This window comes from Roseibium sp. TrichSKD4 (assembly GCF_000148725.1).
Classification (GTDB): domain Bacteria; phylum Pseudomonadota; class Alphaproteobacteria; order Rhizobiales; family Stappiaceae; genus Roseibium.
Genome location: NZ_GL476321.1, coordinates 66,987 through 79,687, shown reverse-complemented (window position 1 = coordinate 79,687; position 12,701 = coordinate 66,987). Strand labels below are relative to the sequence as shown.

At 52.7% G+C, this 12,701-nt stretch carries 10 protein-coding genes and 3 pseudogenes; 4 read left to right on the top strand and 9 right to left on the bottom strand.

The features are described from left to right. The 3 genes and pseudogenes from TRICHSKD4_RS26700 to TRICHSKD4_RS26685 form a co-directional block, all read right to left on the bottom strand. Positions 1 to 1,009: class I SAM-dependent DNA methyltransferase (locus tag TRICHSKD4_RS26700; protein ID WP_247642869.1), on the bottom strand; the 1,009-nt coding region annotated here is incomplete at its 3' end. A 552-nt stretch (positions 1,010 to 1,561) separates the two neighbouring features. Continuing rightward, a complete protein-coding gene (locus TRICHSKD4_RS26690) occupies positions 1,562 to 2,266 on the bottom strand; it encodes a class I SAM-dependent methyltransferase (RefSeq protein WP_009469596.1) in 705 nt (234 codons plus the stop codon). Positions 2,267 to 2,479: 213 nt separating this feature from the next. Continuing rightward, positions 2,480 to 3,585 (bottom strand): annotated as a pseudogene (locus tag TRICHSKD4_RS26685) (RHE_PE00001 family protein). Positions 3,586 to 3,908: 323 nt separating this feature from the next. Here TRICHSKD4_RS26685 and TRICHSKD4_RS26680 point away from each other — a divergent pair. The 3 genes from TRICHSKD4_RS26680 to TRICHSKD4_RS26670 all read left to right on the top strand — a co-directional run bounded on the left by TRICHSKD4_RS26680 (position 3,909) and on the right by TRICHSKD4_RS26670 (position 5,585). Continuing rightward, complete coding sequence (locus TRICHSKD4_RS26680) at positions 3,909 to 4,160, top strand: AbrB/MazE/SpoVT family DNA-binding domain-containing protein (protein ID WP_009469592.1); 252 nt, start codon at positions 3,909 to 3,911, stop codon at positions 4,158 to 4,160. Next, positions 4,157 to 4,555 (top strand): type II toxin-antitoxin system VapC family toxin, encoded by a 399-nt coding sequence (locus TRICHSKD4_RS26675; RefSeq protein WP_040617614.1) that lies wholly within the window; start codon positions 4,157 to 4,159, stop codon positions 4,553 to 4,555. Before TRICHSKD4_RS26680 ends, TRICHSKD4_RS26675 begins: the two co-directional genes overlap by 4 nt. A 133-nt stretch (positions 4,556 to 4,688) precedes the next feature. Then, entirely contained in the window at positions 4,689 to 5,585 is an 897-nt protein-coding gene (locus tag TRICHSKD4_RS26670; protein ID WP_009469590.1) for a recombinase family protein, read from the top strand. Positions 5,586 to 5,643: 58 nt separating this feature from the next. Here TRICHSKD4_RS26670 and repC read toward each other — a convergent pair whose 3' ends face one another. The 4 genes and pseudogenes from repC to TRICHSKD4_RS29915 all read right to left on the bottom strand — a co-directional run bounded on the left by repC (position 5,644) and on the right by TRICHSKD4_RS29915 (position 10,303). After that, a complete protein-coding gene (gene repC, locus TRICHSKD4_RS26665; RefSeq protein ID WP_009469589.1) occupies positions 5,644 to 6,900 on the bottom strand; it encodes a plasmid replication protein RepC in 1,257 nt (418 codons plus the stop codon). Between the two features lie 227 nt (positions 6,901 to 7,127). Beyond that, positions 7,128 to 8,105, bottom strand: a complete 978-nt coding sequence (gene repB, locus TRICHSKD4_RS26660; protein ID WP_040617613.1) for a plasmid partitioning protein RepB — start codon at positions 8,103 to 8,105, stop codon at positions 7,128 to 7,130. Positions 8,106 to 8,184: 79 nt separating this feature from the next. Then, the gene (gene repA, locus TRICHSKD4_RS26655) at positions 8,185 to 9,369 is read right to left on the bottom strand and encodes a plasmid partitioning protein RepA (RefSeq protein ID WP_009469587.1); all 1,185 of its coding nucleotides are present in this window, start codon (positions 9,367 to 9,369) and stop codon (positions 8,185 to 8,187) included. 176 nt (positions 9,370 to 9,545) lie between these two features. Further along, a pseudogene (locus TRICHSKD4_RS29915) lies at positions 9,546 to 10,303 on the bottom strand (IS5 family transposase). A 238-nt stretch (positions 10,304 to 10,541) separates the two neighbouring features. Here TRICHSKD4_RS29915 and TRICHSKD4_RS26640 point away from each other — a divergent pair. Then, positions 10,542 to 10,949, top strand: a complete 408-nt coding sequence (locus tag TRICHSKD4_RS26640) for a GFA family protein (protein WP_040617612.1) — start codon at positions 10,542 to 10,544, stop codon at positions 10,947 to 10,949. 506 nt (positions 10,950 to 11,455) lie between these two features. Here the strand turns inward: TRICHSKD4_RS26640 and TRICHSKD4_RS26635 are convergent. Beyond that, positions 11,456 to 11,689, bottom strand: a pseudogene (locus TRICHSKD4_RS26635) (transposase); the annotation flags it as partial. A 37-nt stretch (positions 11,690 to 11,726) separates the two neighbouring features. Continuing rightward, a protein-coding gene (locus TRICHSKD4_RS29910; RefSeq protein ID WP_085979654.1) for an IS630 family transposase occupies positions 11,727 to 12,678 on the bottom strand; the annotation gives its coding sequence in 2 pieces (ribosomal slippage) (positions 11,727 to 12,335 and positions 12,337 to 12,678; 951 coding nt in all). Between the last annotated feature and the right edge of the window lie 23 nt (positions 12,679 to 12,701).

Here is a 12,701-nt window from a genome sequence, read left to right as displayed (position 1 = left end):
ACAGCAGCGCACCATCGTGATACGCGTGTGCTGCGCCAAAGCGGCTGAGAACCAAGCGCGTCAGCTCTTTCTGAACAATGGATTGCTGGGTTTTCCATTCCACGCCGAAAGGCGGGTTGGCCATCATGTAGTGGAATTTCTTGTCCGGATGCCCGTCCTCAGATTTCCCGTCGCCCAACGTGTCACCGAAGTGGATGTTGTCGATCGGTTCATCCTTGATGAGCAGATCAGAACAACAAATCGCGTAGGACTCGGCGTTGTACTCCTGACCGTAGAGGATCAGGTTGGCCTGGGGGTTCTGCTCGCGGATGTATTCCTCGGACACCGAGAGCATGCCGCCAGTCCCGCAAGTCGGGTCATAGATCGTGCGGGCGATGCCGGGCGTGTAGACGTCCTCATCCTCGGTATACATGAGGTGGGCCATCAAACGGATAACTTCACGTGGGGTGAAGTGGTCCCCAGCTTCCTCATTGGCCTGTTCGTTGAACTTACGCACCAGCTCTTCGAAGACATAACCCATCTGGAGGTTATTGACGCGATCTGGATGCAGATCGACTCTTGGGTCGGTGAACTCTTTGATGATCATGAACAGCCGGTTGGCGTTATCAAGTTTCTCGATCTCAGCGTCAAACCCGAACTTCGAAAAGATGTCCTTCGCCTTGGGCGAGAAACCTTCGATGTAGGTGACCAGATTACGAGCAATATTGTTTGGGTCACCGAGAAGTTTTTCAAAATCATACTGGCTGACGTTGTAGAGCGGTTGTTCACGGTCACCGCTGGCGGTCTTTCCTAGAATTTTGTGGACTGCGTCTTCGCTGTGCCCCTGTGCTTGCAACTTGGCGTACTGCTTAAGCACTTTGTCCTTGGTTGGTGCGAGAACCAGATCCATTCGCCGCAGCACTGTCAGGGGCAGCATCACGCGTCTGTATTGAGGGGGGCGATATGGCCCGCGCAGCTTGTTGGCTATGTTCCAAATCAGTCCGACAAGCTGATCATGATTTTGGCTCAAATCACATACTCCCAAATTCTTGTTTTCGTTGCCCATGTTTACAAAAAAATTTCTGTACGGTGAACCACAATTCACCGATCAAAAGAAATCAATAAAACGATGATTTTCCTTAGTATTTAAAGTATAGAAGCCTGTTTCATTGTCAATTTGAGGTAATGAAAAGCCATTTTTGGTTTGCTTCGCGGCTGGGGTTCCAAGGGCCCTCCCTTGGCAAGTTGCATTTGGCATCAAACGGCCTCGGTTCGCTCTGCGACTGGGCTGTTTGTGCAAATATGCAAACTTGCGGGCGCAGTGCGCCCCATTTCGGCTATGCCGTTCACGCAGCGTCCGCTTTGAGGAAAAACTCGGCTTTGCCGGTCAACGCTGTGAGGTTCTTCGGGCTCTGCCCGTTCATTTTTGTCTTGTAGTTCAGGTCTGCACAAAGCGGCTAAAAAGTTGGCAATCAGGCCTGATGATGTAGAAGCCACGCCGCTTGCTTTGATGTGGGAAGGTAGAATTTCCTCCAAGCTGCAGGATTATACCTCATGAATAAATGAAAACACTGTATCTTCATCAATCAGGTTTGCGCAGCCGCAGAAGCGTAAACAGTTTGAACGGCGGCAGGGTTTCCTCACATTCCGGGAGCAAGATTGTTCGATCCAGAACCCGGCTTTTTGGAAAGTCCGGGTTCCAGCCGAGCCGATGACCGAAGCGTTTCAAGGCTCTCTCCACGGTCAGACGCAACCCGGCCTCTGCGGAGAAGTGATTGACAAAGATTACCGTTCCACCCGGTTTCGTCACACGTTCCAATTCCCGGATAACCTTTTCGGGGTCTGGCACGACCGTAATAACGAACATGGCGACAACCACGTCGAAATGACCATCCGGATAAGACAGATCCGCAGCGTCCATAACTTGCAGCTGATCCACGTTATCTCTGCCCGCCGCTTTCGCCCGAGCCTGCTTCAGCATGTCTTCGCTAAGATCAATACCTGTAATTTTCAGGTGGCTGCCATAAAGCGGAAGCGACATGCCTGTGCCAATGCCCGCCTCAAGCACGTGGCCCTGAAGCTGGTTGACATGTTTGACCGCCGCACGCCGCCCCCAAAACAGGGGGCCAGCGAAAATGTAATCATAAATGGGAGCCCAACGGGCATAGGCAGCCAGAACCGCCGCCCCATCAAGCTTCTTCGTGCCCGATAGACCGCCCTTGAATATCCTTTCCGCCTTTTGCTTGAGGAGCCGGATATGCCTGGGAAGAGTGCCAGTCTGGTGCATGGAATGCCGTGTCTAAAATGGGTTTCCGTGCAGTATCTACGCGTTGAATGCCTGAAAGTAAACACACTTGCCGTAAGGTCAGCTCGGCACTATGGCCGCGACAAGCTCGAGCAGTGGTATTCCAGTCTGAAATCTCAGGTCGTTACGCCTATAGCCGCATGATTGCCCCGCTCTTTGCGGTACTCTCCTCGAAAAGTGGCGAACATTGACATTTCAAATAATCCCCCATGCGCGAAATCGTCCCCTGCCTGTTATCTCGCGGATACCCAGCTCGTTGACGAGATTGAGCGCCCCTCGCGGCGTGATGTTTGCCGCCTTCGCGACCATCTGCGCGGATACAATCGGTCGCGACAAAATGAGTTCGATCGCAGCCGGCAGACTGCTGTTGGTTCTCTTGCCTTCAGTTCGTCGCTCAAGTTGTCGTTTTGCAAGCGTTAGACGATCAAGATCCTTCATTCCTTTGGAAGCCGCTGCGGTCATCGAGTCGAGAAATGCGATCAGCCTGGTTGTTCTTTTCCTCGTGCGCAAGCGCTCACGGGGCATCTCACGCAGCCCCACGGAGAAGGCTAGAAGGTGTGACCGTACCTTTCCTCTCGATCTGAGGTAATCGGAAACGAGCACCTGCCCGAGCCAGTGCTGGCGCTGCAGGGGTTCGAGATATTCCCATGCATCCCAGAGAAGTGCAGCGGCTAGAGTGGCCGGAAGTGGTTCGACCTTCTTGACCAGCGCGAGCCACTCACCGATACGCTCACCTTCATCCCAATCTGGGTCGCGAATGAGCAGCTCGCCGACACTGATCTCAGGTTCTCGCTTCCTTTGTTCGACAGCCGCATTGCCATCGACCAGCCATTGGGTGCGAGCGAGGACCTCATCGATCTCGGCCAGCTCGGGCGACAGTGCATCGTGATCGAGTAGGTCGAGCTCCACCCCCTCCCCTCCCCTGTCGGCCGGTTCGGCTTCGGCGGAGGGTTCCTCGGCAACTCCGGCGAGTGCCATCACACCCGAACGCGAAATCGCCCAGCCAGGATCGTTCCTCGAGACCCGGCGCCGCGCCCGCACGATGCGGTGCGCGATGACAAGCTCATGGCTCGGCGCGCGATGTCCATCTGTGCGTCGTGGAGAACGAGGTCCTCGAGATAGACGAGTTCGCCGCCAACCCACATACTGCAAATGGAATCGAAGAAGTCCGCCCGCTCGGCAAAGCCCGCCCCAACCTCGGATCGGGGCACGCGCTCATCGAGCCGGGCAAGAGCATCCTCAGCGGCAGCTATCGGCCCCAGGAGGGTCTCGTGGTTCAATTTTCCGATTTCATAAACCATTGATAACACGTCGCTCCAAATCTGATACGGAAGTTATAATACTATTCACTTCCGTCACACCGGAAGTCTTTTGGCCCCTCTATATATAATGAGCGCTCCAGCCTCCGGGATTGAACAGAGACCCCGCAATCAGCGCTCAGATCGACGAGAGGGCCCGTTTTTCCGGGGCTTTTGGCGTTTTCGGGGGGCAGAAAGGCACTCAAGAGACGTTTACAAACGATCAGTTATCGATATTTTCTTGATTTGGAATTATGACGCGACACCTTGATGGTAATGTTTTTTTCAATTACATTTGGAGCAAATCAGTAATCAGGAATACGCTCATGACATCGCTGGCAGTCACAATGAAAGGGCAAGTTACGCTTAAGCGGGAATTGCTACAGCACCTAGGTATCAAGCCAGGAGAACGAATTGATTTCGACAAATTACCAGGTGGAGAACTGCGGATCAGAGCTGCTCGGCCAAGCGGCACGATTGACTGTTTTATAGGTAGGCACGCCGGAAAGGTTGAACGGCCTTTGACGATTGAGGAGATGAATGAACTCGCTGCATCCGGTTGGACGGGAACAGAATGAGGATCTCTGTCGACACGAATGTTCTCGCCCGTGCCGTACTACAGGATGATGCTAATCAAGCGGAAACGGCAAGCAAGATGTTGAGGGAGGCATCGCTGATTGCTGTTCCTCTCCCCTGCCTGTGTGAACTTGTTTGGATATTGCGCCGCGGAGCCAAACTTTCAAAAGAAGACGTTGCGCAGACAATACGTGATTTGCTGGAGGCCGGAAACGTGGTGATGAACCGTCCTGCGGTCGAAGCTGGCCTGGCAGTCCATGAGGCTGGTGGCGATTTTGCTGATGGAATTATAGCCTATGAAGGCAATTGGCTTGGCGGAGAGACATTTGTGTCCTTTGACAAGCGGGCAATCGACGTGGTTTCGAAACAAGGACAGGCAACAACGCTATTGACCTGAACAAGAGATAGTCAGTTGCGGAAACCGATAGGAGAAAAGGCTGAAGTTGATGTTATTTCCCACTCGCGGTGTGCCCTCCTCTACAAAATACAAGTCCGCTTTAATTCTCTCTGACTATCCAAGTTGAAAGCCCATGAAAAAGCCAACGGGCCGGTTAATTGGCTATGCACGTGTCTCCACGGACGAGCAAACCACGCACGCACAGGAACTGGAACTGCGCTCGGCAGGCTGCGAGACCATCGTGGAGGAATTTGGATCCGGAGCTTCACGTGCCCGCCCAGCTCTTGCAAAGCTTGTACGGGATATTGGTGCTGGAGAAACACTGGTCGTCGTCCGACTGGATCGTCTTGCCCGCTCGGTAACCCATTTATTGGAAGTCATTGAGGACCTCAACGCAAAAGGTGCGTATTTTCGCTCGCTCAGCGATCCGATCGACACGACGACGCCTCAGGGCATGTTCTCCTTGCAGGTTCTTGGCGCAGTTGCGCAGCTCGAACGCGCCTTGATTTCCGAGCGTACCAAGGCCGGCATTAAGGCTGCAAAGGCCAAGGGGAAGTTACCCGGCAATCCAGGAATTCGGACGCGTAACCCCGAAATGCTCGCCAAGATGACAGCCGCCCAGAAGGCAGCGTATGGGGAGCGCATTCAGGCAACGGCAGACCAGTGGCTTCCTATTGTCCGGCGTATGCGCCCGGATCATACCTGGGACGATATCGCTCGATACCTCAAAAACCAAGGATATGACTGGACACCTGAGCGGTTGCGCCGGGCAGTGAAATGGATGATCACTGAAGGAATGGCTGACAAGAACCTGCTCAAAAAGTCCCCCCCACGTCCAGCAGAGGACCGGTTGATGACGCTGGTAGCCGGGATCCATTCGTCCAATCCGCAGCTCACCTTGCGCGAAATCGCCAGTCAACTTGAACGACTGCATGAGCGCACTCCACGAGGTGGAACAAAATGGTCACCTTCTTCCGTCAAGAACCTCATCGACCGGGCAAAGCGAACCGGTTTGCTCGAGGCAGTTTGAGTTCGAGATCGGAACTCCAGCGCCGGCACTGATCTCCTGCCAGACCATCGCGATGGCCTCACACCAGCCCATGCAGGGATTTGTGGAGGTGGAGTTTGCCCTCGCCAGCCCTGTCGATCATGGCGCGGAAATATCCGCCGGGTGAGGCAATTTGCTCCGGATCCCGTAAAGCCTTCTCGGCAACAACCGCAAGGCAGGCAGCGGCGAGATATCTGCCTTGTCGCTCGACAGCGAGCTGATAACCGGCCGGACTGAGACCGATCAGCAGGCGCAACTGCTCAGCAGTTCCACAAAGAGCTGGCCAACTGCTCAAGCTGACCCCGGTTTCTGCCTGTACGAATGAACATGCAGACTGAATGAGCCCTATGGAAACGCCATCCAGGTTCGTTTCGGGAAATTTGCTTCCTCCTGCCCCTTCCGCTTGTGATTTCGGCTGTTGTGTTTCCGTGCGCTCGCCGCAAGGCTCATTTTCAAGAGCCATTTCAACGCCAGAGGCGTTGTCAGGGGTAGATTCAGTGTCTTGCTCGTTAGAGCAAGTCCGTTTTGAATTACTTCCAAGAGAGTCGGTTTGGGTTGTAATAAATAAGGGACTGACATTCATGTCACCCGCGCGTGACATTTTATTCTCTAGATTCGATGACTGGGCTTCATGGTAAGCCAGGATATCGAGATAAAGCGATTCCAGAATCGTCGCCTTTTCCAGCGCTGTCAGTTCAGAACGGTTCACTACGGAATGTGCGCGAGTGGCAAACCCGTGATACTCCGAAGGCTCTAGCTCGGCCATATCGCTGATCGCCCGTGAAAACCGTGTTACGGCCCGCCTGGCTTCCTGCTCCGCCTTGATACGGCTCTGGAACGCATCCGCCTGAGCTTTAAATGCCTCCAGATTGAAACAAGCTGGAGTGAAGTCCAGGCCGTAGGCTTGCTCGGTTTCCCCTGCCCGACCACGGTAAACATAGCGCCGCCCCGTCGGGCTGTCCCGATAGGCGAGTATCCCAACTTCGACGAGCTTCTTCAGGCAGCGTGTGACCGTTCGCGTCGTCCGACGCGTGTATTCCGCAAGCCGCAGATTTGAGATCGCCACTACCGGCCGCTTTCCGGTCTGGAAATCGTCAGGCTGCACAAGCCCCAGGAGAATATCCAGAACGTGATAGGCCGTGCCGTCGATACCAAGCGCTGGCGCAACGCGTTTGAGGACCAGGGAGATTTCCTTTTTGGTGACCGTTGGCCGGTCTTCCTGGGACGCCAGATGCGCGCTCGCAAGGATCCCGGCAGACACCTTGCGAAAACTCGCAATCTGCTGAGACGAAGACATAAGTCCTCCTTTGCCGGAAGCGGATAAACGCGACCGGTCACAAGAATTTTAGATGCGAGACAAGCAGAAAGACGCAAGAAATCGTGCTCTGCACGAAGACAGAACTTGCACTGCGCCACAAGTGATTCTATGATTCTAGCTGCAACACATAGAGCATAGGCACTTGCGCTTATCTCAGATTTGGACCCGCCCTTGTGGCGGGTTCTTTCGTTAGCTGCCGTTCTCCATTATTCCTCCTTACTCGATTTCTGATTTAAATACTGGGTGTATAACTCTGGCAGTTGATCTGAAATAAACTCGCCAAAACTGCTCACATCCGCCCCCGACTCAGCGTTCAACGCAATAGAGAACTTGCGCTTATTTCCTGAGGTTTGGACGAAAATTGAACTGTCGTCCGAAGTCCATCTTCTAGGAGTGGCCTTCCGTTTCGACTTACGTCGCTGCTTCTGTGATTGAAGGAACAAAATCAACTTTGACAATCTTTCAGTTGGTTCCTCGTCAGCGAATTCCGAGAGCTTCTTGGTCGCCAATGCACTGAACCCTGGATAGTCTAGCAGCCGCTTTAGCTCATAGAATCGGTCTCTTCCTACACCATGCCCCGCACCAAAATGCTCGAGTATGTCGGAAGGAATGGAAGCCACGGACAACAATTTTGAAAGAGCTGACTTGTCGCAAGACAAAGCCGCCAACATTGTTAGAGTGTCATAACCCCGATCGGACAACTGTTTCGCGTATACAGCTCTCTCCAAGTACGAAAGATTAGCCCGTGCTGAGTTCTCCTGACCCTGAAGGATAACATGCTCAAGGTCCGAGATTTCTTTGACAACTGCCCTGAGTTTTCGATTAAGCCGTCGCGCCGCCTTCCAGCGGCGACGACCAAAGACAAGCATATAACGAGCGCGATCCTGGGGATGGGGTCGCACAAGAGCGGGCTGCTGTTGTTCCTTGTCTTCAATCGATCTCACAAACTCTTCGAAGTCTTCGCCGTCATCCAGTCGGTCTTGAATGAACGATGGATCAACGTCCGCAGTATCGAGATCTACAATGGCCTCACCGGAAGTCGCTAAGTCCGCCTTCCGAGTGAGTTCATCGATAGAGCCCATGATTGATCGCCCGGCCCCCATCATTGGAAAGTCAGTTCGCGGTACAGATGCACCGTTCTTTTTCTTTTCCATGAGGCCCTCAAACGGGTTCTTCTTGCTCACTCGTTTACCCTGTCAAGTTTTCTGTAACGGACTGTCGTTCAATGCCTTTTTGTCCAAGTTGTCGGCCGACAACTTCAATTTATCGTCCCCATGCTTGGTGAATTAGACCTTGGATTTCGAAATTGACTGTTTGCATACAGTCCAAAGCCCTGTCGTAAGTCGCTCGATTGACCGCTCCACGCTCCAATTCATAGAGAGAGCGCTTAGTAAGACCTGCGTCGGAAATCGCCGTTGAGTTCAACATGGGGTTTTCAAGGATGTCTTGAGCGAGAATTGTCTCCATCAGTCCAACCATTCGACGCTGTGGTACGTCAGACGGGTTGTACCGCGTAATTAGGTACCGCAGCCAATCCATTTCAACAGCCACACCAGCATCTCTCAGAGTTCGCGTGATGTTTCCCAGCATCAACAGAAACTGGCTCATAGACATGAGGTCCAACATCTGCGGATGCACCGTGATAAGGATTGCAGATGCCGCTGAAAGCGCAGTCAAAGTCAAATAGCCAAGCTGCGGAGGACAATCGATAACGACAACATCATAATTTGGATCGATGTGTTCTAGAGATCGAGCGATTCTAGAGAAGAATGTTTTCCCTTCATTGGATGTTTGCATCGCAACAGGAGTATCGTACTCAAATTCCTGGAGTTCGATGTTTGCCGGAATAATGTCCAGCATGGGGAAATTGGTCTTCTGAATGGTTGCTTGGATATCCTTACGCTCTTCGTCGTAGCGAATTGCATCATATAGCGATAGGTTCTTATCCAGCTCGGGTTGAAATCCATGCAAGGCAGAAAGCGAGCCCTGAGGATCAAGATCGACAGCAAGCACACGGTGACCAGTTAACGACAGGTGCTGGGCGAGGTGTGCAGTAGTCGTAGTCTTGCCGCTACCACCTTTGAAATTTACGACAGCAATGACCTGAAGCTTGTCGTTGTCTCGTCGTTGCGGAACATATTTCTTCGACGCCGATTTACCGGTTTTGTCGAGAAACTGTCGAGCTTCTTCAATTTGTTCGGCAGAATAGTATCTACGTCCACCGCCGGTAATTTCAGGAACAGGGCCTTTGCCTTCCAAATGAAGTCGCTTGAGATTGTTCACACTCGTTCCCAAATACGTAGCGACCTCTTGGACTGGGAACCTTTTGAGCGTCTTTCGCGCGTCCGGTGGGAATACTTCGAGACGAAGCTGATCTAGGGTCTGCGAAATTTCAAAGCCTTGGCCAAGTATTTTGTCGTCCAGTGCAAACGGCTCAAAATGCGTCACTTGCGATCCCCGCTTTAGTTCTGGCGACAAAAGGCCATGAACAAATTTAATATCGCTATTATTAAGTGAATTGCGATTCTGGCAAGCGGTTTTTTATTAACGAAATCTTAACAACAAAAATGCGATTTCCCGAGATTTGATCAAACAAGCGCAACTGTTCAAACTAGGGTCAGGACTCATAACCAGAAGATGATTGTTGCTGCGAGAATGATTGCGGATCGGAATGTATGGGCGCATCGGTCATAGCGTGTCGCAATGCGCCGCCAGTCTTTCAGCTTGGCAAACAGGTTTTCCACCTTGTGACGGGTTTTGTACGTGGCCTTGCAGTATTTGATTGTTTCCTTTCAGTTTTTCTTTGGCGGAATACAGGATGAGATCTTTTGTTCCGCAAGCATCGCGCGGATTTTGTTGCTGTCGTATTCGCGATCCCCAATCAGGGTTTCAGTCTCTGGCAAGTCTTTGAGAAGGACATCTGCGCCCTTGAAGTCACTACGTTGTCCTTCTGTCAGGTGAAGTCGCACTGGTCGCCCAAGTTTGTCACATAAGGCATGCAGTTTCGTATTCAGACCGCCTTTTGTACGCCCGATCAGCCTTGGTTCGTCGCCCCCTTTTTTAGGCTGGAAGCTGTGCGGTGGGCTTTCCGGTGCGTGGCGTCAATCATCAGGATATTTCCCGCATCGTTTTGCGGCGTGACCAGCTCTTCGAAGGTGCGCTCGAACACGCCGTTCTCTGACCAACGCTTGAACCGGTTATAGAGCGTCTTGTGCGGCCCATAGACGAGGGGTGCATCGACCCATTGCAACCCGTTCTTAATGACGTAGATAATTCCGCTCAGAACCTTTCTGTCATCGGAACGACCAACGCCACGTTCCTTGGGAAAGAACGGCGCAATCTGTACAACCTGCTCTTCGGCAAGCCAAAATAGACGTGACATGGGCACTCCTCCCGGCCGCCATAAACCACAGTAGCGAGGCGAGAGGAATCCTATTTGTCGAATGTCTTTGATGCGAGCAGAGCAGCCATTCGCTGCAGTTGCCTCAAAAGGTCGCTTTACCAAGTGTTCGCAACTCAAAAATGAACAGCCACGTGCATCATCTAGTAGACTTGAAAAAGCTTGGACCGCCCGCATACTGTGTCGTCATTGTTGGACAGAGCAAAGAAAGAAGAACGTTATGAAAACAGGTGGGTGTCAGTGCGGACAGGTTCGTTTTGAATTTACCGGCGAGCCGATAAACGAAGTTTTCTGCTATTGCACCGAATGTCAGCAGAGAACCGGTGGCGACAAATGGTTCGGCCTGTGGATTCCCAACAACAAACTCTCTTTTGTGAACGGTCACGAACCATCAACATTCACTCGCAAGGGCGCATCGGGCAAAGATGTTCACCACCATTATTGTTCGACCTGTGGCGTAAACGTTTGCGCGGATATGACCGCCGGTGGCTTTTACACCATCACAGCAACCAGCATAGATGGTGGTTGGCCTCGTAAACCCAAAGCGGCAATCTACACCGCTTCTGCACCACGTTGGGCTGTTCTCCCTCAGGATATTCCAGTCTATGAAGAACTTCCTCCAATGTAAGTCGATGGCGGTGCGTCCTGTCAAAGAAGGGTGTCTAACTGTAGCAATTGACGAATGTCACTGAGAACCGCTGACTTTTGTTTGCAACTCCGCACCAGTCGTTTTGGGCTCACAGCTGACATTTGCATTTCGCAAATTTATAGGTCCTGACCCTAGGTTTTCGAACTTATAACTCATTGACCTTCTGCATTTTTTTAGAAAGTTGTCGGCCGACAACTGACCGTGACGCGCAGATTGTGTATACCCCGGTTGCGGGAGTTCGGAAGAAGTAACGCTAGCCGCAACAATTGCCCCCTTGCCGGGGCTTTCGCAAAGATTGTCGTGCTAACCACGCCGTGAGATTCGACTGTTGAGAGCACACTCCCGTAGTTGGGCATTTCCAAGTTGTGTCTATGGTGACGAACTTGGCCGCTTTCGTGCGTGTTGTCAGCTCTGACGGCACCGTTGCTAGCAAAGTCATCTTTTTGTGGGTTCCGCGTAGACCTTGTAGGAGATTTTCACCGGCTTTGGATGCTGGCCAGTGACCAACCCGCTATTTCCTCTGGAAGGTCTAAACCTTGAATGAAGACACTTAGATTGTAAGCCAATGCGTGAATCTGTAACCTGACTTCTCTGTCACGGAACTGCTTGCAGGACAGACGGGGCCAGGTGATGGCGTTCTTGCCTTCCATGAAATGCTGCTCGGCTGTGCCGCGCCGACTGTAGAACAGAAATAGCTCTTTTGGGTCCATTACCAAGTTAGCATGGTGAGTCGTGGCTTACAGCGTTTCCATTTATTCATGAGGCATACCCTGCGGCTTTGAGGAAGTTCCAGCATTCGTCTTGTGTGAAGAGGTCACAAACATCACCGATAGCCTCGGTGAGCTGATCGAAGGTTCTTGCACCGATGCGTCGCAGATGGGCTTTCAACTTGGCGAAGGCCATTTCGATAGGATTAAGATCCGGACTATAAGCTGGCAGGAACAAGAACCAGCATCCGTGGGATTTGAGCATCTGCGCGGCACTGTCGCTCTTGTGGGTGGCGAGATTGTCGAGGATGACGACGGAGCCTGGTTCCAGCTCGGGGATGAGAACCTTTTCGATGTAGGTGTCGAAGGCGTCCCGGTCCATCGCGCCTGAGATCACCCAAGGGGCGATGATCCCTTCGCAGGACAGACCAGCAATCAGGGTCTGATTGCCCCGCCGCCGGAACGGAACGTTTCCCTTGAGGCGCTCGCCCCGCAGGCTACGTCCATATTCGCGGGTCATATTGGTGTTGGTGCCGGTCTCATCCAGAAAGACCAGCCGATGTGGTTGCCCTCGCATAACCTTCTGGCGACGTTCCCAGTCACTTCTTGCCTTCCGAACTTCGGGCTTGTGGCGTTCTTCGGCGATCAGGCCTTTTTTTATATGAGTACCCGTGGCGGCGCAGGAGCACGTCGATACCGCTGGTCGAGCACCTCATATCATGGGCAGCCAAAAGGGACGCCTGTAGCTCGCAAAGCGTTATGTCTGGATCCTGTTCAATCAGTTCCAGAAAGAACGGCAGGAAGGCTTCCAGCTTGCCGCTGCCTTTGCGCGGGCCTGAAGGGAGCGGCTCAAGGGGCTCGCCATTGCGCACCTTCTTGCCCCAACGTGCTGCCGTCGCCCGGCTCAATAGCAACGTCTTGCCTGCCGCTGCCGCGCAAAGGCCCCGGTCCATCAACTTCTTGAAGCGGACCCGCAGGTCCTTCGAAAGCACATTGGCCATAATGCATCCTCCCAAGCAGGAGG

Bases quoted from the DNA above. Each gene is read 5' to 3' on its own strand.
- TRICHSKD4_RS26690 (WP_009469596.1), bottom strand. From the start codon at position 2,266: ATGCACCAGACTGGCACTCTTCCCAGGCATATCCGGCTCCTCAAGCAA.
- TRICHSKD4_RS26680 (WP_009469592.1), top strand. From the start codon at position 3,909: ATGACATCGCTGGCAGTCACAATGAAAGGGCAAGTTACGCTTAAGCGG.
- TRICHSKD4_RS26675 (WP_040617614.1), top strand. From the start codon at position 4,157: ATGAGGATCTCTGTCGACACGAATGTTCTCGCCCGTGCCGTACTACAG.
- TRICHSKD4_RS26670 (WP_009469590.1), top strand. From the start codon at position 4,689: ATGAAAAAGCCAACGGGCCGGTTAATTGGCTATGCACGTGTCTCCACG.
- repC (WP_009469589.1), bottom strand. From the start codon at position 6,900: ATGTCTTCGTCTCAGCAGATTGCGAGTTTTCGCAAGGTGTCTGCCGGG.
- TRICHSKD4_RS26640 (WP_040617612.1), top strand. From the start codon at position 10,542: ATGAAAACAGGTGGGTGTCAGTGCGGACAGGTTCGTTTTGAATTTACC.